At 67.5% G+C, this 21,623-nt stretch carries 23 protein-coding genes; 12 read left to right on the top strand and 11 right to left on the bottom strand.

Annotation, left to right across the window (positions count from 1 at the left end; genetic code table 11):
• Positions 1-28 precede the first annotated feature (28 nt).
• Both ACP696_RS09030 and ACP696_RS09025 read left to right on the top strand, forming a co-directional pair.
• Complete coding sequence (locus ACP696_RS09030) at positions 29-1,156, top strand: serine hydrolase domain-containing protein (protein ID WP_426010079.1); 1,128 nt, start codon at positions 29-31, stop codon at positions 1,154-1,156.
• Positions 1,157-1,179: 23 nt separating this feature from the next.
• Positions 1,180-1,989, top strand: coding sequence for a transporter (locus tag ACP696_RS09025; protein ID WP_426010078.1), 810 nt, complete (start codon positions 1,180-1,182; stop codon positions 1,987-1,989).
• A 142-nt stretch (positions 1,990-2,131) separates the two neighbouring features.
• Here the strand turns inward: ACP696_RS09025 and rarD are convergent, their stop codons facing one another.
• The 3 genes from rarD to ACP696_RS09010 form a co-directional block, all read right to left on the bottom strand.
• Complete coding sequence (gene rarD / locus ACP696_RS09020) at positions 2,132-3,034, bottom strand: EamA family transporter RarD (protein WP_426010077.1); 903 nt, start codon at positions 3,032-3,034, stop codon at positions 2,132-2,134.
• Between the two features lie 95 nt (positions 3,035-3,129).
• Positions 3,130-4,158, bottom strand: a complete 1,029-nt coding sequence (locus ACP696_RS09015) for an aspartate-semialdehyde dehydrogenase (protein ID WP_426010076.1) — start codon at positions 4,156-4,158, stop codon at positions 3,130-3,132.
• 170 nt (positions 4,159-4,328) lie between these two features.
• Positions 4,329-5,222 (bottom strand): LysR family transcriptional regulator, encoded by an 894-nt coding sequence (locus ACP696_RS09010; protein ID WP_426010075.1) that lies wholly within the window; start codon positions 5,220-5,222, stop codon positions 4,329-4,331.
• A gap of 96 nt (positions 5,223-5,318) precedes the next feature.
• Here ACP696_RS09010 and ACP696_RS09005 point away from each other — a divergent pair, with 96 nt between their 5' ends.
• Together ACP696_RS09005 and ACP696_RS09000 are read left to right on the top strand one after the other, a co-directional pair.
• A complete protein-coding gene (locus ACP696_RS09005; protein WP_426010074.1) occupies positions 5,319-6,314 on the top strand; it encodes an aldo/keto reductase in 996 nt (331 codons plus the stop codon).
• Between the two features lie 253 nt (positions 6,315-6,567).
• Positions 6,568-7,761 (top strand): class I SAM-dependent methyltransferase, encoded by a 1,194-nt coding sequence (locus tag ACP696_RS09000; protein ID WP_426010073.1) that lies wholly within the window; start codon positions 6,568-6,570, stop codon positions 7,759-7,761.
• Positions 7,762-7,770: 9 nt separating this feature from the next.
• On the opposite strand, the gene ACP696_RS08995 is transcribed toward ACP696_RS09000, so the two are convergent.
• Positions 7,771-8,232, bottom strand: coding sequence for an SAM-dependent methyltransferase (locus ACP696_RS08995; protein WP_426010071.1), 462 nt, complete (start codon positions 8,230-8,232; stop codon positions 7,771-7,773).
• Between the two features lie 35 nt (positions 8,233-8,267).
• The gene (gene glmS / locus ACP696_RS08990) at positions 8,268-10,088 is read right to left on the bottom strand and encodes a glutamine--fructose-6-phosphate transaminase (isomerizing) (protein ID WP_426010070.1); all 1,821 of its coding nucleotides are present in this window, start codon (positions 10,086-10,088) and stop codon (positions 8,268-8,270) included.
• Between the two features lie 159 nt (positions 10,089-10,247).
• Between glmS and glmM the strand changes: the two genes are divergently transcribed.
• Positions 10,248-11,597, top strand: a complete 1,350-nt coding sequence (gene glmM, locus ACP696_RS08985) for a phosphoglucosamine mutase (protein ID WP_426010068.1) — start codon at positions 10,248-10,250, stop codon at positions 11,595-11,597.
• A 134-nt stretch (positions 11,598-11,731) separates the two neighbouring features.
• Here the strand turns inward: glmM and ACP696_RS08980 are convergent, their stop codons facing one another.
• From ACP696_RS08980 to ACP696_RS08970, 3 genes are all read right to left on the bottom strand, one after another.
• Entirely contained in the window at positions 11,732-12,031 is a 300-nt protein-coding gene (locus ACP696_RS08980) for a winged helix-turn-helix domain-containing protein (RefSeq protein ID WP_426010066.1), read from the bottom strand.
• A gap of 2 nt (positions 12,032-12,033) precedes the next feature.
• Positions 12,034-12,588: a hypothetical protein gene (locus tag ACP696_RS08975; protein ID WP_426010064.1), complete on the bottom strand. Its 555-nt coding sequence runs from the start codon at positions 12,586-12,588 to the stop codon at positions 12,034-12,036.
• A gap of 248 nt (positions 12,589-12,836) precedes the next feature.
• Entirely contained in the window at positions 12,837-13,580 is a 744-nt protein-coding gene (locus ACP696_RS08970) for a DUF6065 family protein (protein ID WP_426010063.1), read from the bottom strand.
• Positions 13,581-13,682: 102 nt separating this feature from the next.
• On the opposite strand from ACP696_RS08970, the gene ACP696_RS08965 reads away from it, so the two are divergent.
• From ACP696_RS08965 to ACP696_RS08945, 5 genes are all read left to right on the top strand, one after another.
• Positions 13,683-14,249: an AAA family ATPase gene (locus tag ACP696_RS08965; protein ID WP_426010061.1), complete on the top strand. Its 567-nt coding sequence runs from the start codon at positions 13,683-13,685 to the stop codon at positions 14,247-14,249.
• A complete protein-coding gene (locus ACP696_RS08960; RefSeq protein ID WP_426010060.1) occupies positions 14,246-14,752 on the top strand; it encodes a prolyl-tRNA synthetase associated domain-containing protein in 507 nt (168 codons plus the stop codon). Before ACP696_RS08965 ends, ACP696_RS08960 begins: the two co-directional genes overlap by 4 nt.
• A gap of 117 nt (positions 14,753-14,869) precedes the next feature.
• Positions 14,870-15,784: a tetratricopeptide repeat protein gene (locus ACP696_RS08955; protein WP_426010058.1), complete on the top strand. Its 915-nt coding sequence runs from the start codon at positions 14,870-14,872 to the stop codon at positions 15,782-15,784.
• 9 nt (positions 15,785-15,793) lie between these two features.
• Positions 15,794-16,459 (top strand): LON peptidase substrate-binding domain-containing protein, encoded by a 666-nt coding sequence (locus tag ACP696_RS08950; protein ID WP_426010057.1) that lies wholly within the window; start codon positions 15,794-15,796, stop codon positions 16,457-16,459.
• A 36-nt stretch (positions 16,460-16,495) separates the two neighbouring features.
• Positions 16,496-16,696: a Trm112 family protein gene (locus ACP696_RS08945; RefSeq protein WP_426010056.1), complete on the top strand. Its 201-nt coding sequence runs from the start codon at positions 16,496-16,498 to the stop codon at positions 16,694-16,696.
• A 152-nt stretch (positions 16,697-16,848) separates the two neighbouring features.
• On the opposite strand, the gene ACP696_RS08940 is transcribed toward ACP696_RS08945, so the two are convergent.
• The gene (locus ACP696_RS08940; RefSeq protein WP_426010054.1) at positions 16,849-18,099 is read right to left on the bottom strand and encodes a UbiH/UbiF/VisC/COQ6 family ubiquinone biosynthesis hydroxylase; all 1,251 of its coding nucleotides are present in this window, start codon (positions 18,097-18,099) and stop codon (positions 16,849-16,851) included.
• A 107-nt stretch (positions 18,100-18,206) separates the two neighbouring features.
• Between ACP696_RS08940 and ACP696_RS08935 the strand changes: the two genes are divergently transcribed.
• Positions 18,207-19,292, top strand: a complete 1,086-nt coding sequence (locus tag ACP696_RS08935; RefSeq protein WP_426010053.1) for an AI-2E family transporter — start codon at positions 18,207-18,209, stop codon at positions 19,290-19,292.
• A gap of 375 nt (positions 19,293-19,667) precedes the next feature.
• Here ACP696_RS08935 and ACP696_RS08930 read toward each other — a convergent pair whose 3' ends face one another.
• Together ACP696_RS08930 and ACP696_RS08925 are read right to left on the bottom strand one after the other, a co-directional pair.
• Positions 19,668-20,126: an acyl-CoA thioesterase gene (locus ACP696_RS08930; protein WP_426010051.1), complete on the bottom strand. Its 459-nt coding sequence runs from the start codon at positions 20,124-20,126 to the stop codon at positions 19,668-19,670.
• On the bottom strand, positions 20,104-20,373 hold the full coding sequence (locus tag ACP696_RS08925) for a zinc-finger domain-containing protein (RefSeq protein ID WP_426011272.1): 270 nt from the start codon (positions 20,371-20,373) through the stop codon (positions 20,104-20,106). Before ACP696_RS08925 ends, ACP696_RS08930 begins: the two co-directional genes overlap by 23 nt.
• A gap of 198 nt (positions 20,374-20,571) precedes the next feature.
• Here ACP696_RS08925 and ACP696_RS08920 point away from each other — a divergent pair, with 198 nt between their 5' ends.
• Positions 20,572-21,534 (top strand): ABC transporter ATP-binding protein, encoded by a 963-nt coding sequence (locus ACP696_RS08920; RefSeq protein ID WP_426010050.1) that lies wholly within the window; start codon positions 20,572-20,574, stop codon positions 21,532-21,534.
• The last annotated feature ends 89 nt before the right edge of the window (positions 21,535-21,623 follow it).

Genomic DNA, 21,623 nt, shown 5'->3' with positions numbered 1-21,623 from the left:
CGGGGGGAGGACCTGCTAAACCCTCCCCATGACCGTCGACATCACCGGCTTCTGCCCCGACCGCTTTTCCGCCGTCCGCGACGCGTTCGCGGCCAATTTCGAGAACCATGGCGAACTCGGCGCGCGCTTCAGCCTGGCGATCCAGGGCGAGGTGGTCGTCGACCTGATGGGCGGCCACGCCGACCGCAAGCACCAGGTCGCCTTTGGCCCGGACACCCTGACGCCGCTGTTTTCCACCACCAAGGCCGTGGCGGCCCTGCTGATCGCCCGCCTCGTCGACCAGGGCCGGCTGACCTACGATCAGACCGTGGCCTCGGTCTGGCCGGAGTTCGCCCAGGCCGGCAAGCAGGACGTCACCGTCGGCCAGGCGATGTCGCACCAGGACGGGCTGTCGGGCTTTCTGGACGAGCAGGATCCCGCCCTCTGGTACGACTGGGACGCCACCTGCGCCAAGCTGGCGGCCATGGCGCCGCTGTGGCCGATCGGCTCGGCCAGCGGCTATCACCCCGTGACCTTCGGTTTCACGGCCGGCGAGATCTTCCGCCGGGTCGATGGTCGGACCATGGGAACGGCGCTGCGCGAGGACCTCGCCGAGCCCTTGGGCCTGGACCTGTGGATCGGCCTGCCCGACAGCGAGCACGCCCGCTGCGCCGAGCTGATGCGGCCCACGGGCCTGCCACGGTTCGGGGCGATGAACGATGCGGTGAAAGCCGCCTTCATGACCAAGTGGGCGGCCCCCGGCGGACGTGGCACGGCCGACTGGCGACGGGCCGAGATCCCCTCGGCCAACGGCCATGCTACCGCGCCAGCGCTCGCCCGGCTGATGGGCGCCCTGGCGTCGGGAGGCGAACTGGACGGCGTGCGGGTGCTGTCGCCCGAGGCGGTCGCCATGGCCAGCGCCGAGCGCATCGTCGGCCAGGACCTCGTCCTGCCGTTCGTGATCAGCTGGGGCGCGGGGTTCATGCGCAATACGCCCAACTTCTTCTATGGCCCGACGCCGGAAGCCTTCGGCCACAGTGGCTGGGGCGGCTCCTGCGCCTTCGCCGACCCGTCGCGCGGGGTGTCGGGGGCCTATGTGATGAACAAGCAGGGCACGGAACTGATTGGCGACCCGCGAGCTGTTCGGCTGATCCAGGCGGCCTATTCGGCGCTTTGAACGGCTTTCAGGGGATCGACCCGATGCGACGACTTTTTACGGCCACGACCCTGTCTCTGCTGGCGATGGCCGGCGGCGCTCGCGCTCAAGACGCCACCCGCGATTTCTGCGCCGACCGGCCCGGCAAGGGCTCGCCGCCCTGCGTTCTTGATGTCGGGCGCTTCCAGGCCGAGCTGGGCGTGGCCGACGGCGCCTGGAGCCGGGGCGGCGGGACCTCCACCGTCGACACCGCCTTTGGAGATTTGGAGCTGCGCCTGGGCCTGACCCCGACGGTCGAGGGACAGGTCAGCTGGACGGCGCATGAGCGCATCCGCGACGAGGATCGGACCAGCGGCGCGGTCTCGACCGTCTCGGGCGCCGGCGACCTGAACCTCGGCCTACGGTGGTCGCTGAAGAACCCCGGCGGTGACGGCGTCTCGATCGCCTTGCAGCCGTTCGTCACCGCGCCCGTCGGGTCCGACGGGATCGGCGACGGCGCGTGGCAGGGGGGCCTGATCGCTCCGATGTCGCTGCCGCTGAACGCCGACTGGTCATTGGCCCTGTCACCCGAGGTTGACGCCCGGGCTGATGGGGACGGTAGCGGCCGCCATCTCGGCTATGCGGCATCCGTGGGCGTCGGGCGCTCGATCGGCCCGTTCGGCCTGGGCGTCGAACTGTGGGCCGATCGCGATGAGGACCTGTCCGGTCACGTCACCGAGGCCAGCTTTGACCTGACTGCGGCCTGGACGCCGAAGGCGGTTTCCGACCTGCAGCTGGACGCCTCGGCCTATGTGGGGCTGAACCACGATACGCCGGACCTGGAGCTGGCGTTCGGGGTGGCCAAGAGGTTCTAGAGCAGTTTTCGAGCGAAGTGGTTCCGGTTCGCGTGAAGAAAAATGCGTCAAAACAAAAGATTAGAGCTCAAGGCCTGACGCAGTCAGGTCGGGAAATGTTCTAGGCGCGGACGGGGACAGGCGCATGCGCCTGTCCCCAAACCTAAACTCCGCGCGTCCGCTTCCACGCTCCATAGGCGAACACCGCGACGCCCAGCCAGATGAAAGCGAAGGACAAGGCCCGCATCGGGGTGAAGGCCTCGCCCAGGGCCACGCCGATCGCGAACTGGATGGTCGGGGCGATGAACTGCAGGAAGCCCATGGCGCTGAGCGGCATGCGGCGCGCCGACCAGGCGAACAGGGCCAGGGGCACGACGGTGGCCGGGCCGGCCAGCATCAGCAGCGTCGTGACCTTGGCCGTCGCCCCAAAATGCCCCAGGCCGGCGGCTTGCAGATGCAGAACGTACAGCAGGCCGGGGAGGGCCAGATAGGCGCACTCGATGAACAGGCCGGTCTGGGCGTCGGCCTTCACCTGCTTGCGGAGGATGGCGTAGAGGCAAAAGCTGAAGGCCACGCCCAGCGAGATGATCGGCAGATGGCCCAGGGCCACCGTCTGGATCGCCACGCCGATCACCGCCAGGCCGATGGCGATCGCCCCCTCGCGGCTGATCCGCTCGCGAAACAGCAGGGCGCCGGCCGCCATGTTCATCAGCGGGTTGATGTAATAGCCCAGGCTGGCCTCGATCACGTGGCTGGCGTTGATCGCGAACACATAGATCGACCAGTTGATGAAGATGGCGGTTGTCGACAGCGCCAGGATCGCCAGGGTGCGCGGCTGGCGCAGCACGTCCATCACCTGCCGGCCTTGCCGCGCCAGCAACACGGCGAGGAAAGCCCAGGGCGCGGCCCATAGGGTACGGTGAGCGATCATCTCCCACGACCCGACGCCGAGCAGCGCCAGCAGGTGGAAGTACAGCGGCAGGAAGCCCCACATCAGGTAGCAACCCACCCCGGCGATCAGCGCCGTCCGACCCTCGTCCGGGCTTTTGCTCAAATCCGCCGTCATGGCGTCGTGTCCTGTCATTGGCATGAAAAAGGGCTCCCGGGACTTAAGTCCCGGGAACCCTTGAAATCGTCCACCCGCTTGTTGCGGAGGGCGGCTTAGGCCGGGAGTTTCTGCTTGATCAGGCCGCGCTCATGGAGGAGCTGGGCGATCTGCACCGCGTTCAGCGCCGCGCCCTTGCGCAGATTGTCGGCGACGCACCACAGCACGATGCCGTTCTCGACCGTGGGGTCGGTGCGGATGCGCGACACATAGACCGGGAACTCGCCGGCGCTTTCCTTGGGCGTCATGTAGCCGCCATCCTCGCGCTTATCGACGACCGACACGCCGTCGGCGTCGCGCAGAATCTCGCGGACGTCATCCTCGTCCAGCGGGGTCTCGAACTCGATGTTCACGGCCTCGGCGTGGCCCACCATCACCGGCACCCGCACGCAGGTGGCGACCAGCTTGATGGACGGATCCAGGATCTTCTTGGTCTCCATCATCATCTTCCACTCTTCCTTCGTGAAGCCGTCCTCCATGAAGCTGTCGATATGGGGGATGACGTTGAAGGCGATCTGTTTGGTGAACTTCTTGGGCGGCGGGGCGCCGAGGACGAACACGCCCTTGGTCTGCTCCCACAGCTCATCCATGCCTTCCTTGCCCGCGCCTGACACCGACTGGTAGGTCGAGACGACCACCCGCTTGATCTTGGCTTCGGCATGCAGCGGCGCCAGCACCACCACCAGCTGCGCCGTGGAGCAGTTGGGGTTGGCGATGATGTTCTTGGGCATCTTCAGCACGGCGTCGGGATTAACTTCGGGCACCACCAGCGGCACGTCCGGATCCATCCGGAAGTGGCTGCTGTTGTCGATGACGATCGGACCGGCCGCGCCGATCTTCTCGCCCCATTCCTTGGAAATGGCGCCGCCGGCGCTCATCAGGACGATATCGACCGTGCTGAAGTCGAACTGAGCCAGGTCCTCGCAGTGCAGGATTTTGTTGCCGAACGAGACTTCCACGCCGATGGATTTGCGCGAGGCTATGGCATGCATTTTCTCGACGGGGAACTTCAGTTCCTCGAGGATATTGAACATCTCACGGCCCACATTGCCCGTGGCGCCGACCACGGCGACCCGGTAACCCATCGCAGCCTCCAATTCGATTGTTTCCACGCCTGCAGTGGCGAGAGCGGACCCGTTACGCCCGGGAGGGCCGGGAAGCAAGAACAGGCTTTCTAAGGCGACGCTTAGCGCAGAGCGTTGGGGGAAGATTTCATCTGGTGTGGACGGGTTCTGCATCTGACGCGTCGCGGCGGCTAACGTTTCTCCGCCTTCACGAAATCCACGAAGGCCCGTAGCGGCGCGGGCATGTGCCGGCGGCTCGGATAGTAGAGATAAGGCCCGCTGAACGGCGCCAGCCAGTCGTCCAGCACCGTCTCCAGCTTTCCGGCCGCGACGAGGTCGGCGACGAAGTCCTCGAAGGTGGCCAACAGGCCCACGCCGGCCACGGCTGCGGCCTGTTCCAAGTCGATGCTCGTGGTGATCAGCGGTCCGTCGGGCGAGACGCGGATCACCTCGCCGTCCTTCTCGAACTCCCAGGCATAGCTGGTCCCGCTGGCGAAGCGGTGGCGGATGCAGGGATGGTTGAGCACCTCGCGGGGGTGAACCGGCCGGCCGTGCGCCGCGAAATAGGCCGGAGAGCCAACCACCACGAAGCGCTGCGGGCCGGCCAGGGGGACGGCGATCATGTCCTTTTCCAGCCGCTCGTCGTAGCGCACGCCGGCGTCGAAGCCGGCCGCCAGCACATCGACGAAGCTGTCCTCGACCGTGACCTCGACCCGGACGCCCGGGTGGGCGGCCAGGAAGCGCGGGATCAGGTCCGGAAAGACGATCCGCGACACCGCGCCGGGCACGTTGAGCTTCAACACCCCCGTGGGGCTGTCGCGGAAGGCGTTGACCTCGTCCAGCGCCAGGGTCACCTCGGCCAGGGCCGGGGTCAGCCGGGCCAGCAACCGCCCGCCGGCCTCGGTGGGGGTGACGCTGCGGGTGGTGCGGTTCAGCAGGCGGACGCCAAGATCGGCCTCCAGTCGGCGCAGCGCCTCGGACAGCGACGAGGCCGACACCCCGCGCAAGGCCGCCGCGCCGCGGAAGCTTCGCGCCCGGGCCACGGCGGTGAACGCGTCGAGATCGGCAAGGTCGGGCTTGGCCATTGTGCGGATTTCCAAACAGCTCGTGCAGCGGTGAATGGATTATCGCACGCGAGACGCCGAGGCATAGTCCCCTCGTCGCATTCAAGGAGACATCCCATGCAGCAGCGCAAACTCGGAAATACCGGCCCCACCGTCTCGGCCCTGGGCCTGGGCGCCATGGGCATGTCGGGCATGTACGGCCCCTCGGACCGCGCCGAGAGCCTGGCGACGATCGATGCCGCCTTGGAGGCCGGGATCACCTTGATCGACACCGGCGACTTCTACGGCATGGGCCATAACGAGATGCTGATCGGCGAGGCCTTGAAGGGCTCCAAGCGCGACCAGGCGATCCTCAGCGTCAAGTTCGGCGCCCAGCGCGATCCGGCCGGCGGCTGGATCGGCTTTGACGGCCGTCCGGCGGCGGTGAAGACCTCGCTGGCCTACACGCTGCAGCGCCTGGGCGTCGACCATATCGACATCTACCGCCCGGCCCGCCTGGACCCCTTCGTGCCGATTGAGGACACGGTCGGAGCCATCGCCGAGATGGTCCAGGCCGGATACGTGCGCCACATCGGCCTGTCGGAGGTCGGGGCTGCAATCATCCGCAAGGCCCATGCCGTCCATCCGATCGTTGACCTGCAGATCGAATATTCGCTGATCTCGCGGAGCCTCGAGGACAGGATCCTGCCGGTGCTGCGCGAGCTGGGCATCGGCATGACCGCCTATGGGGTGCTGTCGCGCGGCCTGATCAGCGGCCATTGGGACAGGAATCAGGGGCAGGAGAAGGGCGACTTTCGAAGCGTCTCGCCACGCTTCCAGGGCGATAATGTCGACAAGAACCTGGCCCTGGTCGAGGCCCTGCGGACAATCGCGGCAGCCAAGGGCGTCAGCGTCGCCCAGATCGCCATCGCCTGGGTCGCCGCCCAGGGCGACGACATCGTGCCGCTGGTTGGGGCCCGCACCCGCGCCCGGCTGGCCGAGTCGCTGGGATCGCTGGACGTGATCCTGTCGGCCGACGACCTGGCGGCTATCGAGCATGCGGTTCCCAAGGACGCGGCGGCCGGCACGCGCTATGCCGAGGCCCAGATGGCCCACCTCGACAGCGAGCACTAGCCGGGCGTTTGGCTTACACAGAAACAGCACTCCAAGTTCCGTTTTCCCGGAGAAGGTCGGGACCCAGTTTCATCCAGAGCCTCTCGCGGGTTTCACCTGGGCCTCGGCCTTCGCCGGGAAAACGGAAATTTGGATGGCGATTGAATCTGAGCCCAACCCGCAACAGCCGTTTCGTGAGCGCCGTTCCGCAAGGGAAGACGGACGAAAATTTCGGTCTGTTCCTGGCGGCGGCGCTCGCGCTACGGTTGGCGCCATGATCGAAGCTCTGCTCAAAAAGATGATCAAGGTCGGCGACCTGACGATCCACATGCCGAACGGTTCGGTGGTCAAGGCCGGCGACGGCGCGGGTCCGCCGGTGACGATGCGCGTCACGGCCAAGGGCCTGCGGCGGCTGGTGACCAATCCGAGCCTCGGCCTGGGCGAGGCCTATATGGACAGCGACCTGACGATCGAGCAGGGAACGCTGTGGGACCTGCTGGAGATCGTCGGCAAGAGCGGCGGGCGCACGCCCAAGCGCGGCTCGGCCCTGAAGCGGGCCCGCAAAGCGCTGAAGCGTACGGTGCAGTCGGTCAATAACCGCCTGGCCTCGCGCCGCAACGTCGCCCACCACTACGACGTGTCGAACGCCCTCTATGAGCGGTTCCTCGATGCGGACATGCAGTACAGCTGCGCCTATTTCGCGCGGCCCGACATGACACTGGAAGAAGCCCAGGTCGCCAAGAAGGCCCATATCGGCGCCAAGCTGAACATCACGCCGGGCATGAAGGTGCTGGACATCGGCTCGGGCTGGGGCGGCCTTTCCATGACCCTGGCCGCCGACCACGGGGCGAAGATGACCGGGGTCACCCTGTCCACCGAGCAACTGGCCCTGGCTACCGAGCGCGCCACGAAGGCGGGCCTGTCCGATCAGGTCAAGTTCCGCCTCACCGACTATCGCGACCTAGACGAGACTTTCGACCGCATCGTCTCGGTTGGCATGCTGGAGCATGTCGGCGCGCCGAACTTCCGGACCTATTTCGACACCGTCAAACGCCTGCTGGCCGACGACGGCAGCGCCGTGATCCACGCCATCGGGCGGATGAGCGGCCCCGGCGCCACCAACGCCTTCACCCAGAAATACATCTTCCCCGGCGGCTACATCCCGGGCCTGTCGGAGATCGTCAAGGCGGTCGAGGCGGCCGGCCTGTGGATCACCGATATCGAGATCCTGCGCCTGCACTATGCCGACACCCTGCGCGAATGGCGCAAGCGCTTCCTGGCCGATCCCGAGATCCCGACGATGTTCGACGCCCGCTTCCTGCGGCTCTGGGAGTTCTACCTGTGCGGGGCCGAGCTGGGCTTCCGCTATGGCGGCCACATGGTCTTCCAGATCCAGGTCGCCAAGAAGGTCGGCGCCCTGCCGATGACGCGGGACTACATGTTCGAGGGCGAGCGGACGCCTGGATAGGTCCTCCCCCTACCAGTAGTCCTTCATGATCTCGCCGGCCCAATCCGGCTCGCGATGTTCGCCGCGCGGGGCGAAGCCGGCCATCACCGGCTTGAGGTCGAGCACCGGCGTGCCGTCGATGGCGTCCAGGCCCCGCACCTCCAGCGACAGGCCCTCGACCGAGACGATGTCGCAGACCGTCACCCCGATGCGGTTGGGCCGGTTCTTGCCGCGCTGGGCGAAGATGCCGACCTTGGGCCAGGCCTTGTTGCCGCGCGGGTGACGGGCCCCGGTGACGATCTGGTCGTCGGTCACCTTGTCGAAGACATAGATCACCTCGACGTGGCTGAAGGCCTCCAGCCCCAGCAGCGCCTCGGCGTCGAACCGCGCGGGGTCGAGATCAATGCGCGCCCGGCTCGGGCCCCAGTCATCGTCCTCGGGCACGTCGCGACCGCCGTGGACGACGCCGATGGGTGTCATGGTGATCGACATGGCTTCTCCTTGTTTGCGCAGGGCCGGCGTCGCGCCTATTCCACCGTCACCGACTTGGCCAAGTTCCGCGGCTGGTCGACGTCCGCGCCCTTGATGACCGCCACATGATAGGCCAGCAGCTGGATCGGAGCCGACATCACCAGCGCCGAGACCAGGGGGTCGCAGGCCGGGGCGGTGACCACCACCCGCGCGCCCGCCGGGGCGTGGCGCGCGCCTTCGGGGTCGGTGATGAACACCACTTGGCCGCCGCGCGCCATGACCTCGCTCATGTTCGAGGCCGACTTCTCGAACCATGAGTCGTAGGGCGCCAGGATGATGATCGGGGTCTGGTCGTCGACCAGGGCGATCGGCCCGTGCTTCAGCTCGCCGGCGGCGTAGCCCTCGGCGTGGATATAGCTGATCTCCTTGAGCTTCAGCGCGCCCTCCAGAGCCAGGGCCGACATCGGGCCGCGGCCGAGGTAAAGCACGTCGCGAGCCTTGGCGATCTCGCCGGCGATCTCCTTCAGCGAGTCCTCCAGCCCTATGGCCTCGGCGATCAGGCGTGGGGCTTCCAGCATCACCTTGACCAGGCGCTGCTCCTCGGCGTCGTCGATCGTCCCGCGCGCCTTGGCGGCGGCGACGGCCAGGGCGATCATCACGCTGACCTGAGCGGTGAAGGCCTTGGTCGAGGCGACGCCGATCTCCGGCCCGCAATGGATCGGCCAGACCACGTCGACCTCGCGGGCCATGGTCGATTCCTGGGCGTTGACCACCACGGCGCTCTTCATGCCCTTGGCCTTGCAGTAGCGCAGGGCCGCCAGGGTGTCGGCGGTCTCGCCCGACTGCGACATGGCGATGACCAGCGAGCCTGGACGCAGGGCCGGGGTGCGGTAACGGAACTCCGAGGCGATCTCGACATCGACCGGCAGGTCGGCCAACTGCTCGATCAGGTACTTGCCGATGACGCCGGCGATGTAGCTTGTGCCACAGGCGACGATCTGGATGCGCTCCAGGGCCGCCAGGTCCAGGCCGCCGGGCATGGCCGTGCGGGCGGTCAGGGCGTCCACATAGGCGGCGATGGTGCGCTGGCAGCCCTCCGGCTGGTCATGGATTTCCTTCTCCATGAAGTGCCGGTAATTGCCCTTCTCCATCATCACCGCCGAAGCCGGGACGATCTTGACGGGGCGGGTCACGGCCGCGCCGCTGACGTCGAAGATCCGCGCGCTGTCATGGTCGAGAGCCACATAGTCGCCCTCCTCCAGATAGATCACGCGGTTGGTGAAGGGGCCGACCGCCAGGGCGTCGGAGCCCAGGAACATCTCGCCCTGGCCCTTGCCCACCACCAGCGGGCTGCCGCGACGCGCGCCGAGGATCAGGTTGTCGGCGCCCTCGATCAGCACCGCCAGGGCATAGGCGCCGGTCAGCCGGTCCAGCGTGGTCTTAAAGGCCTCCAGCGGCGCCAGGCCCGTGGCCAGTTCGGCGTCGATCAACTGGGCTATGACCTCGGTGTCGGTGTCGCTCTCGAAGGTGCGACCGGCTGCGGCCAGCTCGGCCTTCAGCTCGGCGAAGTTCTCGATGATGCCGTTGTGCACCAGGGTGACGCGGCCGGCGGTGTGGGGGTGGGCGTTCTTGAGATTGGGCGCGCCATGGGTGGCCCAGCGGACGTGACCGATGCCGTTCTGCCCAGCCAGCGGCTGCTCGGCGAGCAAGGCCTCCAGGTTCCTGATCTTGCCCTGGGCGCGCCGGCGCTCGACCTTGCCATCGGCGACGGCGGCGACGCCGGCCGAGTCATAGCCGCGATATTCCAGCCGCTTGAGGCTGTCGATCAGCCGGTCCGAGACGGGCTTGACGCCGACGATGCCGATGATGCCGCACATGGGCCATGATCCTTTGTAGAACGCAGCGACCAGACTAATGCTGTCGCAGCGGATATTTCACGGCCGGGCTTTAGCATTCGTGCAGGACCTGCCCTCATAAATCTGCATTTCGGATCGTTTCGCGGTTCGACGATGGCCTAACGAGACCGGAAGACGACCATGAGCAAGCGCGCCTATTTCGGCACCGACGGCATCCGCGGCCAGGCCAACCTGCACCCGATGACCGCCGAGGTCGCGCTGCGCGTCGGCTTGGCTGCGGGAAAGCTGTTCCGCTCGCAGGACGACCGCCGCCACCTGGTGGTGATCGGCAAGGACACCCGGTTGTCGGGCTACATGATCGAGCCGGCCCTGGTCGCTGGTTTCGCCAGCGTCGGCATGGACGTGCGGCTGTTTGGCCCGCTGCCGACCCCGGCCGTGGCGATGATGACCCGCTCGATGCGCGCCGACCTGGGCGTGATGATCTCCGCCAGCCACAACGACTTCGCCGACAACGGCATCAAGCTGTTTGGCCCCGACGGCTACAAGCTTTCGGACGCCCAGGAGCTGAAGATCGAGGCCCTGATGGACGAGGGCCTGCAGGAGGGCCTGGCGCCGCCGCGCGGCCTGGGCCGGGTGCAGCGCGTCGATGACGCCCAGGCCCGCTATATCGAGATCGTCAAGGCGACCTTCCCGCGCAACATGAGCTTGGCTGGCCTTCGCATCGTCATCGATTGCGCCCATGGCGCCGCCTACAAGGTGGCTCCCCAGGCCCTGTATGAGCTGGGCGCCGAGGTGTTCCCGCTCGGGGTCGCCCCCAACGGGACCAATATCAACGCCGAGTGCGGCTCGACCCATCCCGAGGCCATGGCCAAGCTGGTGCGGGAATATCGCGCCGACATCGGCATCGCCCTGGACGGCGACGCCGACCGCCTGGTGATCTGCGACGAGAAGGGCTTGGTGGTCGATGGCGACCAGATCATGGCGATCATCGCCCTGGCCTATGCCAAGGCCGGCAAGCTGAAGGCCGGCGGCGTGGTGGCCACGGTGATGTCCAATCTTGGCCTTGAGCGGCTGATGGCCGACAACGGGCTGAAGCTGGAGCGCACCGGCGTCGGCGACCGCTATGTGATGGCCCGCATGCGCGACGGCGGCTTCAACCTGGGCGGCGAGCAGTCGGGCCACGTGATCCTGTCGGACTTCTCGACCACGGGCGATGGCCTGATCGCCGCCCTGCAGGTGCTGGCGGTGATGATCCAGTCCGGCCGGCCGATGAGCGCCCTGGGTCGCCAGTTCGAACCGGTGCCGCAACTGCTGGAGAACGTCCGCTTCGCCGGGGGCAAACCGCTGGAGGCCAAGACGGTGATGGAGGCCATCGCCGACGGCGAGAGCCAGCTGAACGGCTCGGGCCGCATCGTGGTGCGGCCCTCGGGCACCGAGCCCCTGATCCGCATCATGGCTGAGGGCGACGATCCGGCCCTGGTCAAGAAGGTGGTCAAGTCGATCGTCTCGGCGGTGAAGGCGGTTTCCTAAATCCGCTCATCCCGGCGAATGCCGGGACCCAGATGGAAGACTCAGACTGGGTTCCTCAAGCGCTGAGCTCTCCCAATCAGCCTCGACGCCATACGATCTGGGTCCCGGCATCCGCCGGGATGAGCGGTCGTTGTCTACTCCCCGCCAACCCCCTCCACCACCTCCCGCAGATACTCCACATGCCGGCGGAAGGCCTTGCGGCCGGCCGGGGTCATGGCCACGCGGGTGCGGGGCTTCCTGCCAACGAAGTCCTTGGCGATCTCGACATAGCCGGCCTTTTCCAGGGTGGTCAGGTGGCTGCCCAGATTGCCGTCGGTGGCCTGGGTGATGGCCTTGAGGCGCGCGAACTCCAGCGGCTCGGCGCCTTGGGCGTGCAGGGCCGCCATGATCTTCAGCCGCAGCGGCTGATGGATCAGCTCGTCCAGCTCCGCCACGCTCACGCCCTCCGCAGCCATAGGCCGCCCAGGATCAGCCCGCCGCCGCCGACCGCGGCCATCCAGAAGGCCAGCCATGGCTGGAAGAAGAAAAACCCGACCAGGGTGGCGACGAACACTCCCGCGCCGATCCACAGGAAGCGCGGCGCGAAGGCGATGCCGACACCGCCATAGACCAGGCCGGTCATCAGCCCCGGATAGACGATGGCGGGCTCTAAAGAGGTCGGCTGGAAGACCAGATAGGTGGCCGTCATGAACGCCATGATCGTCAGGGCGCTGGCCGCGATCTTCCAGCCCGACCCTGCCCGCGCGGCGTTCTTGCCGCGCCGCGACATCAGGATGGTCGCCAGGATGCCCAGCGCGTCCAGCGGCAGCCAGGTCATGCCCCATTGCTCCGGCGGCAGCAGGCCCATGCCGGTATAGCCCAGGATCCAGACCACGCCCCAGACCATCAGGATCGGCCCGGCGATCTGGTAACCCTTCAATTCGCGGCTGCGGCCGGCGGTGCGTTCGATGTCGGTCAGGGCCGACGCCGCCTCGGTTCTCGAAATGCCCATTGGGGCCTCCATTGCTGAGCGTCCAGAGCGCTCTGTCAAACAGAGTGACATGATTTAGTGCTCTGTCAATCAGAGTTCTCTAAAATTGTGGCGATGACGCTGCGATGGGTAGACCCAACACTGGGAGGGCTGCGAGTCACGGCCCACGGAGACCCCGATCGGCGCCCCTGTGATCGCGCACGCGCTGAAGTCGCGCCGTGCAATCGGGGACACGCCGCAAGGGCATGTCCCCGGCCGTGGTCACCCCATCATCCCACCTTCGGCGCCTTCAACCGCCGCTTGTTGACGTGGCTCGCCGGGGCCGGGGCCTCGACCTCCTCGGGATATTCCCCTTTGAAGTAGAACCGCTGCCAGGCCTCCTTCATCGCCTCGGGGTCGCGCTTGAAGATGCGGGTGTTGAACTCGCCGCGCTTGGCGGCCCAGGCGTCGTACTGGCCACGCAGGTCGGGGTTGGAGTTCATCGAGCGGATCACCGGCTGCACCTGCTCCAGGGGCTTGTCCTGGATCATCATGAAGAAGCAGAATGGCTCGCCCTTTTCGAAGCGCACCGTGCCCGGGCGGGTGAAGATCCAGTTCATCGTGAAGGGGAAGGGCAGCCAGTCGGTCTCGACCAGCCCCGCCAGCGGTTGGACGCCATCCTTGATGTGATTGGGCGGGCCCATGGTCCAGATCGACCAGCCGGGCGGGGTGCGAAACAGATAGCCGGTGTGGAAGGTGATGGTGCCGCGCGAGAAGTGTGACTTGACGAAATCGTCAAACCCCGGATGCGGATGGTCGGCCTTGAAAGTGATGCAGTTCTGATGCGCCCCGCCGTCCCAGGTGGCGGAAAAGCCGACCGGGCAGAGGATTTCCCAGCCGGTGGTGTTGGCCATGGTCAGCGGCAGGCAGCGATAGGGATGGCGGTCGGCGAAATGGTCCATCCAGGCCCGCTGCGGCCGGCCCGGCACGATCTCGGGCGGGCGATTTTCGGTGGGGTAGCACTCCAGTTCCATGCCGCTCTCTTCTTCCTGCGTTCGCCATTCCCTATCCTGCTCTAGCGCCCGAAGGGCGAGCCCGTCCAGCGCACCGACCCGCACCGATCGAAAGGGGCCTTGATGAAACCCATGCTCACGCGCCGCTTTGTCGTCACCGGAGGACCGGGGGCGGGCAAGACCAGCCTGATCGACGCCCTGGAGGCGCGGGGCCTTCCGTGCGTCTTCGAGAGCGGCCGGGCGATCATCCGGGGCCAGGTCGAGGCCGGCGGCACGGCCCTGCCGTGGGCGGACCGCGAGGCCTATGCCCGCTGGATGCTGGTCATGGACAGTCGTGCGCATGCCCTCGTAGAGCTGCTCAGCGGGCCTGTGTTCTTCGATCGCGGCGTGCCGGACATTGTCGGCTATCTGCGGCTGTGCGGCCTGCCGATCCCGGAGGACCTCGCCGCAGCGGCCTTGACGCTGCACTACGAGCCGCTGGTGTTCATCGCCCCGCCGTGGCCGGAGGTCTTCACCAACGACGCCGAGCGCCGCCAGGATTTCGCCGAGGCCGTACGCACCCACGCCATGATGGCGCAGGTCTATACCGAGCTCGGCTACACCTTGGTGGATCTGCCGCAGGCCCCAGTCGAGGACCGCGTCGCTTTCGTGCTGGAACAGGTCCTCGCCCGCCTTAGAACGTCCGGATGAAAACCCGCGCCGACCTCTTCGCCTTCCTCGACGCCCACGGCGTCGCCCATTCCACCCTGGATCATCCGCCGGTGTTCCGGGTGGAGGAGGGGCTGGAGATCAAGGCGACCCTGCCCGGCGGGCACACCAAGAACCTGTTCCTGAAGGACGCGAAAGGTCAGCTATGGCTGATCTCGGCTCTGGGCGAGACGGTGATCGACCTGAAGCGCCTGCACACGGTGATTGGCTCGGGCCGGCTGTCGTTCGGTTCTCCCGACCTGATGCTGGAGACCCTGGGGGTGACGCCGGGCTCGGTCACGGCGTTCGGCCTGATAAACGACACCGACCACCGCGTGCGCTTCGTGCTCGACGCGGGCTTGGCCAAGTCCGATCCGGTCAATTTCCATCCGTTGGCCAACAACGCGACCACGGCGATCTCTCAGGACGGCTTGCGACGGTTCCTGGCGGCGCTGGGCTTCACGCCGATGATCGTCGATTTCCCGGCCATGGCGGTGGTCGGATAACCGGCATCCCCCGATTGCGAACCCCGGCGCGAGAGACCATCTTGGCCCCCTAGACCGGCGCCCGCCCGATCCAATCGGCGCGCCATGCGTTGAAGACCCTGCGTGAAGAGAGACCCGATGGCCCTGATTGGCGAAAAACCCGCTCCCATCCTTGCTGGCGGAGCGAGCAAGAGCGAGCACATCAAGGACGGCACGGACGCCAGCTTCCTGGCCGACGTCATCGAGGCCTCCAAGATCCAACCGGTGATCGTCGACTTCTGGGCGACCTGGTGCGGTCCGTGCCGCCAGCTGACCCCGGCCCTGGAAAAGGCGGTCAACGCCGCCGGAGGCGCGGTCAAGCTGGTCAAGATCGATGTCGACAAGAACCCCGGCTATTCGGGCCAGTTGCGCGTGCAGTCGATCCCGACCGTCTACGCCTTTGTCGACGGCCAGCCGGTCGACGGCTTCCAGGGCGCCCAGCCCGAAAGCGAGATCAAGGCCTTCATCGACCGCATTTCCGGCCCGCCGGCCCAGAGCGACGCCGACGCCCTGCTGGCCATGGCCACGGAATCGATGGAGCTCGGCGACATCGGCGGCGCCGCCCAGGCCTTCGCACAGCTGCTGCAATTGGACCCGGCCAGCCTCAAGGCCATCGGCGGCCTGGCCCGCTGCTATCTGATCGGTGGCGACCTGGAGGGCGCGGCCGAAGTCGCCGCCACCGCCCCGGCCGACGCCAAGGACCCCGACCTCGAGATCGTCCGCGCCGCCTTGGTCCTGGCCCAGGACGCGCCGTCCGAGACCGCGCCGTTCGAGCAGCGCCTGGCGTCCGACGCCGACGACCACGAAGCCCGGTTCGAACTGGCCAAGGCCCTGGCCGGCGCCGGCCAGCTTCAAGCCTCTTCCGACCATCTTCTGACCATCATCGAACGCGACCGCACCTGGAACGACGAGGCGGCGCGCAAGCAACTGCTGACCGTGTTCGAGGCGGCCGGCTATACGTCGGAAGTGGCCAAGGCCGGCCGCAAGCGGCTGTCGGCCATTCTGTTCAGCTAGGAGAACCCGATGCCGGGCGTCTATCGAAGGGCCGACGACCTGCCGCTGGTGATCCCGGTGTTTCCGCTGGACGGCTGCCTGCTGCTGCCCGGCGGCCAGTTGCCGCTCAACATCTTCGAGCCGCGTTATCTCAACATGTTCGACGACGCCATGTCGGGTGAGCGGATCATCGGCATGGTCCAGACCCGGCCCGGCGGCGACGACGAGCGGCCCAGCCTCGCTTCCGTCGGCTGCGCGGGCCGGGTGACCAGCTTCGCCGAGGCCAGCGACGGGCGTTATCTGGTGACTCTGACCGGCGTCTGCCGCTTTCGGCTGGGCGCGGAGTTGCCCAGCCGCGCGCCCTACCGCCAGGCGCGCGTCGATTTCTCGACCTTCGAAGCCGACCTGCGCGAGGCCGCCGAAGGGGCCACCTCGGGCGGCGAGGCCGAAGCCCTGTTGGCGGCCCTGCGCCGTTATCTCGACCATCGTGGTCTCGACATCGACTGGACCAGCGCCGAGGCCGCGCCCTCCGACGCCTTGATCAACAGCCTGGCCATGGCCCTGCCGTTCGAGCCGGTCGAGAAACAGGCCCTGCTCGAGGCCCCCACCCTGACCGACCGCCGCGAGACCCTGGTGGCGTTGCTGGAGATCGACGCGGCGCTGGGGGACGACGAGGAACCGGGGATGCTGCAGTAGTTTGCGCCGCTGCCAAAACCGCCTACAACGCCGCCCATGACCGCCGCTTCTCCCCCTCCGCCCGCCGATCTCGACCCGCGCCTGCTGGAGGTGCTGGTCTGTCCCGTCACCCGCGCGCCACTGTTCTATGACCGCGCCCGGGGCGAGCTGATCAGCAACGCCGCCAAGCTGGCCTATCCGATCCGAGACGGCGTGCCGATCATGCTGCCCGAGGAAGCCCGCAGCCTGGAAGACTAGACACGGCCAAGTCCTCCTCCTGTGGGGAAGGTGTCGGCGAAGCCGACGGAGGGGGGGCGTGGTCGGCCACCGGCCATGCTCCGGACCGCCGATTTCAAAAACTCCCCCCCACCGATCGCTGCGCGATCGCCTCCCCCACAGGGGGAGGACCGCTAGATGGCCATGCCCCTGAGCAGTTTCGGCAGATCCCCGACCCCGCCGCCGGCCTCGTGCATGAAGAACCGCCGCGCTGGCGCGATGCGGTTGACCGCCGCCATGCCCACGCCGCGCGCCAGGCGTAGCAGTGGATTGTCGTTGGAGAACAGGCGCACGAAGCCGTCGAAGGCCAGGGCGTTGGTGATATTGTCGAACCGTCGCCAGCGGGCGTAGCGCTCCAACACGGCCTCGGCCCCGATGTCCTCGCCATTGCGCAACGCCTCGACCACTACCTGCGCCAAGGCGGCGGCGTCCTTGAGGCCGAGGTTGAGGCCCTGGCCGGCGATCGGGTGCACGCCGTGGGCGGCGTCGCCGATCAGGGCCAGGCGCGGCGCGACCAGCCGTTCGGCCAGCGACAGCGACAGCGGATAGACGAAGGTTGGGCCAGCCATCTCGACCGTGCCCAGAAACTCGCCGAACCGTCGCATCAGGTGGCTGTGGAAGGCTTCTGGCGAAGCGTCGCGCAGGGCCTCGGCGCGCAAAGTGCTTTCGGTCCACACCAGGCTGGCGCGATTGTCCGTCAGCGGAAGAATGGCGAATGGGCCGCTAGGCAGGAAATATTCGTGGGCCACGCCCTGGTGCGGGTGCTGCAGACGCACAGTGGCCACCACGCCGCTCTGGCCGTAGCGCCAGCCGATGTCGCCGATGCCCGCGGCCTTGCGCAGCACGCCATTGCGGCCCTCGGCGGACACCACCAGCGGCGCCGAGAGGGTTCGGCCGTCGGTGAGGGTCAAGGTGGCGCCAGCGGGGGTGACGTCCAGCGCCTTGGCGCCGGCCGGCGCCAGCACCTCTATGCCCTTGTCGATCACGGTCTGGGCCAGGGCGGCGCGGATCTGGCGGTTCTCGATCAGATAGCCCAGGGGCTCGCCGTTGGAGCGGTCGGCGATCTCGCCGCTGTCGAAGCGCAGGAAGAACGGCGAGGGGCCGCCCGAGGCCGGACCCGGGGTCTTGCCGTCGGTGACCAGGATCTGCTCGATCCGCTGAGCGTGGGGCGCCAGGGCCTCGCCGGCCCCGATCGTCCGCCATTGGCGAAACGACGAATAGGCGACGGCCGAGGAGCGCCCATCGAAGCTCGGCGCCAGCTGGGTGTCGAACGGCTGGGGATCGACCAGCAGGGCCTTGACCCCGGCCGAGGCCAGGGCGAGCGCCAGGGTGGTTCCGGCCATGCCGGCTCCGGCGATGATGACGTCGGCGTCGTGGTCGTGCATGGACGGATATGGCGCTGGAGGGGGCGGGGTGTCCAGACGGGAATGGCGGACGGGGCCAGACCGGGGCATAGCTGGAACCTTCAGACGCTCCCTAGGCCGACCTGACCATGACCGATTCCGCGCCGAACCCCCCGTCTGTCAATCTGCTGGGCCACGTCACCGCCCTGAAGGTGGCCGCAGTGATCACCGCCACGATCCTGACGGGCTTTGCGCTGTGGGCCTTGCGGGGAATCCTGGAGCCGTTCGTTCTGGCGGTGTTCCTGCTGATCATCATCGACGGCCTGGCCCGCCTGCTGACGGTCCGACTGCCCAAGGCGCTGCGCCGGCTGGCCCTGCCGGTCGCCATCGCCGCCATCGTCGCGGTGCTGGTGGTGACGATCTGGGTGACGGCCGACAACGCCAGCGACTTCGCCGCCCAGTCCGCCAGCTACACAGCGCGGATCAACGACCTGCTGGGCCTGGTGGCGCAGCATCTGGGGCTGCGCGTCACGCCGACCCTGTCCAGCCTGATCCAAACGCTCAACCCGGCCCAATATGTGGGCGTGGTCGCCGGCTCGTTCAGCCATTTCGCCGAGGCGACAATCTTCGTGCTGATCTATCTGGGCTTCCTGCTGGCCTCGCGCCGGGGCTTCAAGGCCAAGGCCCAGGGCATGTTCCAGAACGCGGAGCGTCGCGTCGAGGCCCAGCGGGTGTTCAACCAGATCCGCGACGGCCTGCAGAACTATATCTGGGTGCAGACCGTGGTCGGGCTGATCATCACTGCGGCCTCGGCGGCCTTGATGGCGGCGGTGGGTCTGTCGCACATCCCTTTCTGGTGCCTGATCATCTTCCTGACCAACTACATTCCGGCCATCGGCGCCGCCGTCGGCGTACTGTTCCCGGCGGTGTTCGGCCTGGTGGAGGTGCAGGACATCTGGCGCGGGGTGATCCTGCTGGTCGGCCTGGAAGCCATCCACTTCGCCGTTAGCCACGTGGTCCAGCCGCGCATGCAGGGCCGCAGCCTCAACCTCGACCCGATCGTGGTGCTGCTGGCCCTGGCCTTCTGGGGCTTCCTGTGGGGCGTGACCGGGGCCTTCCTGTCGACCCCGCTGGCGGTGATGACCATGGCGATCCTGGCCGAGTTCAGCGGCACGCGGCCTTTGGCGGTGCTGATGTCGAGTGATGGAAAGCCGTATGAGGATTTGGCGGGGTAGGGGTTCTGCTTTCGACCCAAATCGGACTTCCAGGCGGCCGCTTCGGGCGCTTTTCAGGTGAGATCACGCGCCCTTGCCCCCACCTGACGGCTTCGCCGTCTGTCCGCCCCCACCTGACGGCTTCGCCGTCTGTCCGCCCCCATCGGGGGCGGAGCTCTCGCGTTTTAGGCTCTTCCCCCTATGGGCGAAGACGATCGCGAAGCGATCCGTAGGGGGCAGGTGAGACGCTGAATAGGTCCTCCCCTCGTGGGGGAGGTGTCGGCGAAGCCGACGGCGGGGGAGGGATCGGATGACGGTCGAACCTACGATCAACGATCCCAAAACACCCCCCACCGGTTGCTGCGCGACCGCCTCCCCCACAGGGGGAGGACCTTGCTACCGCGGCAGCGGCCTCGGCTTGCGATCCTCGCCAATGGCCACGAACGTGAACACGCCCTGGGTCACCTTGTGGGCCTGCTCGCCGTCGCGGCGGCGGCGCCAGGCCTCGACCTCGACCTTCAGCGAGGTGCGGCCCACGTGGACGACCTTGGCGAACAGACTGACCTCGTCGCCGACGAACACCGGGCTGATGAAGGTCATGCCGTCGATGGCGATGGTGGCGCAGCGGCCGGCGGCGCGGTGGAAGGCGATCGAGGCCGCCGCCAGGTCCATCTGCGACAGCAGCCAGCCACCGAAGATGTCGCCCTCGGGATTGGTGTCGGACGGCATGGCGATGGCCCGCAGCACCGGCGCCTCGTGCGGCCATTCGGCAGCCGCCCAGGCCTGGGCCAGGGTCTCGGCGCGGCGCAGGGACGCGGACTCGTCGGTCACCTCAGTGGCCGCCGGAGCCTTCATAGACGCCAGGGGCCAGTTGCTCGTCCTCGTCATGACCCGGGGCGGTGGCGGCGATGAAGCGGCGGTCGCAATAGGAGCAGTCGACGAAGCCGGCCGCGCCCATCTCCAGCCAGACGCGTGGATGGCCCAGGGCGCCGCCGACGCCGTCGCAGGCGATGCGGTGCGAGCGGACCATGATGGTTTCGGGGGCGGAGCCAGGATGGGCCAAGGTGTCCATGCCGGTCGGGGCCGTGGCGGGCCCCGACATCGCCGATCCGGGCAGGGCGTCGAGAGCGGAGGTGGACTTGGCCTTGCGCGCCATCTTGGTAAAACCCTTGAAATCCAGACGCGGCCTTGGCGTGGCGGCGATGCAGGCATACCTATGCGACCTGTCGCGCCGCCGTCAATTCGCACGCACGCGTTCGTTTTTCTTCAAGCGCCCCAAAGCGCCGCATCTGGACGTTTCATGGACCTGCCCGCCTACGCGATCGAAGCCGAAGGCCTGTTCAAGACCTATCCCGCCAGCAAGACATCACCCGAAAAACGGGCTTTGAACGGCATCGACCTCAAGGTGCCGCGTGGCTCGATCTTCGGGCTCCTGGGACCGAACGGGGCTGGAAAGTCGACCTTCATCAACATCCTGGCCGGCCTGACCCGCAAGACCAGCGGCACGGTGCGGATCTGGGGCCGCGACATCGACGAGCGCCCGCGCGACGCCCGCGCCGCCATCGGTGTGGTGCCCCAGGAACTGGCGGCCGACGTATTCTTCACCCCGCGCGAATCGCTGGAGGTCCAGGCCGGCATGTACGGCGTGCCCAAGAGCGAGCGTCGCACCGATGAACTGCTCAACGCCCTGGGCCTGGGCGACAAGGCCGACGCCTATGTCCGCCAGCTGTCGGGCGGCATGAAGCGCCGGCTGATGGTGGCGAAAGCCATGGTCCACCAGCCGCCGGTGCTGATCCTCGACGAGCCGACCGCAGGCGTCGATGTCGAGCTGCGTCGCCAGCTGTGGAGCTATGTCACCGGGCTGAACAAGCTGGGCGTGACTATCGTGCTGACCACCCACTATCTGGAAGAGGCCCAGGAGCTGTGCGACCAGATCGCCATCGTCAATCGCGGCGAGGTGGTGGTCAACGAGCCGACGGCCAAGCTGCTGAGCCGAATGGACATCCGCAACGTGGTGGTGACGCCCGAAGAGCCGGTGACCGCAGCGCCGCTGCTGGCGGGCTTCGAGACCAAGCTGCGCGGGGCCGGGGCGTTCTCGGTCTCCTACCGCACGGGTCAGTCCAGCGTCGAACAGGTGCTGGCCGCGGTGCGGGCCGAGGGTCTGAAGATCAAGGACATCGCCACCGAGGATCCGGATCTGGAGGACGTGTTCGTGTCGCTGACCTATGGCGATCCGAACGCCAAGGATCCGCTGCGGGCCTGAGTTCCTCCCCCTGTGGGGGGAGGTGGCGGCGAAGCCGACGGAGGGGGGAGTGATCGGGAGCTGGCCATTTCCACACGATCGACGATCCT

Origin of the sequence: Caulobacter sp. DWR3-1-2 (assembly GCF_049896225.1) — a bacterium.
Lineage (GTDB): Bacteria > Pseudomonadota > Alphaproteobacteria > Caulobacterales > Caulobacteraceae > Caulobacter.
The sequence above is the reverse complement of the archived record's forward strand: the minus strand, read 5'-3'. Positions and strand labels throughout refer to the sequence as shown.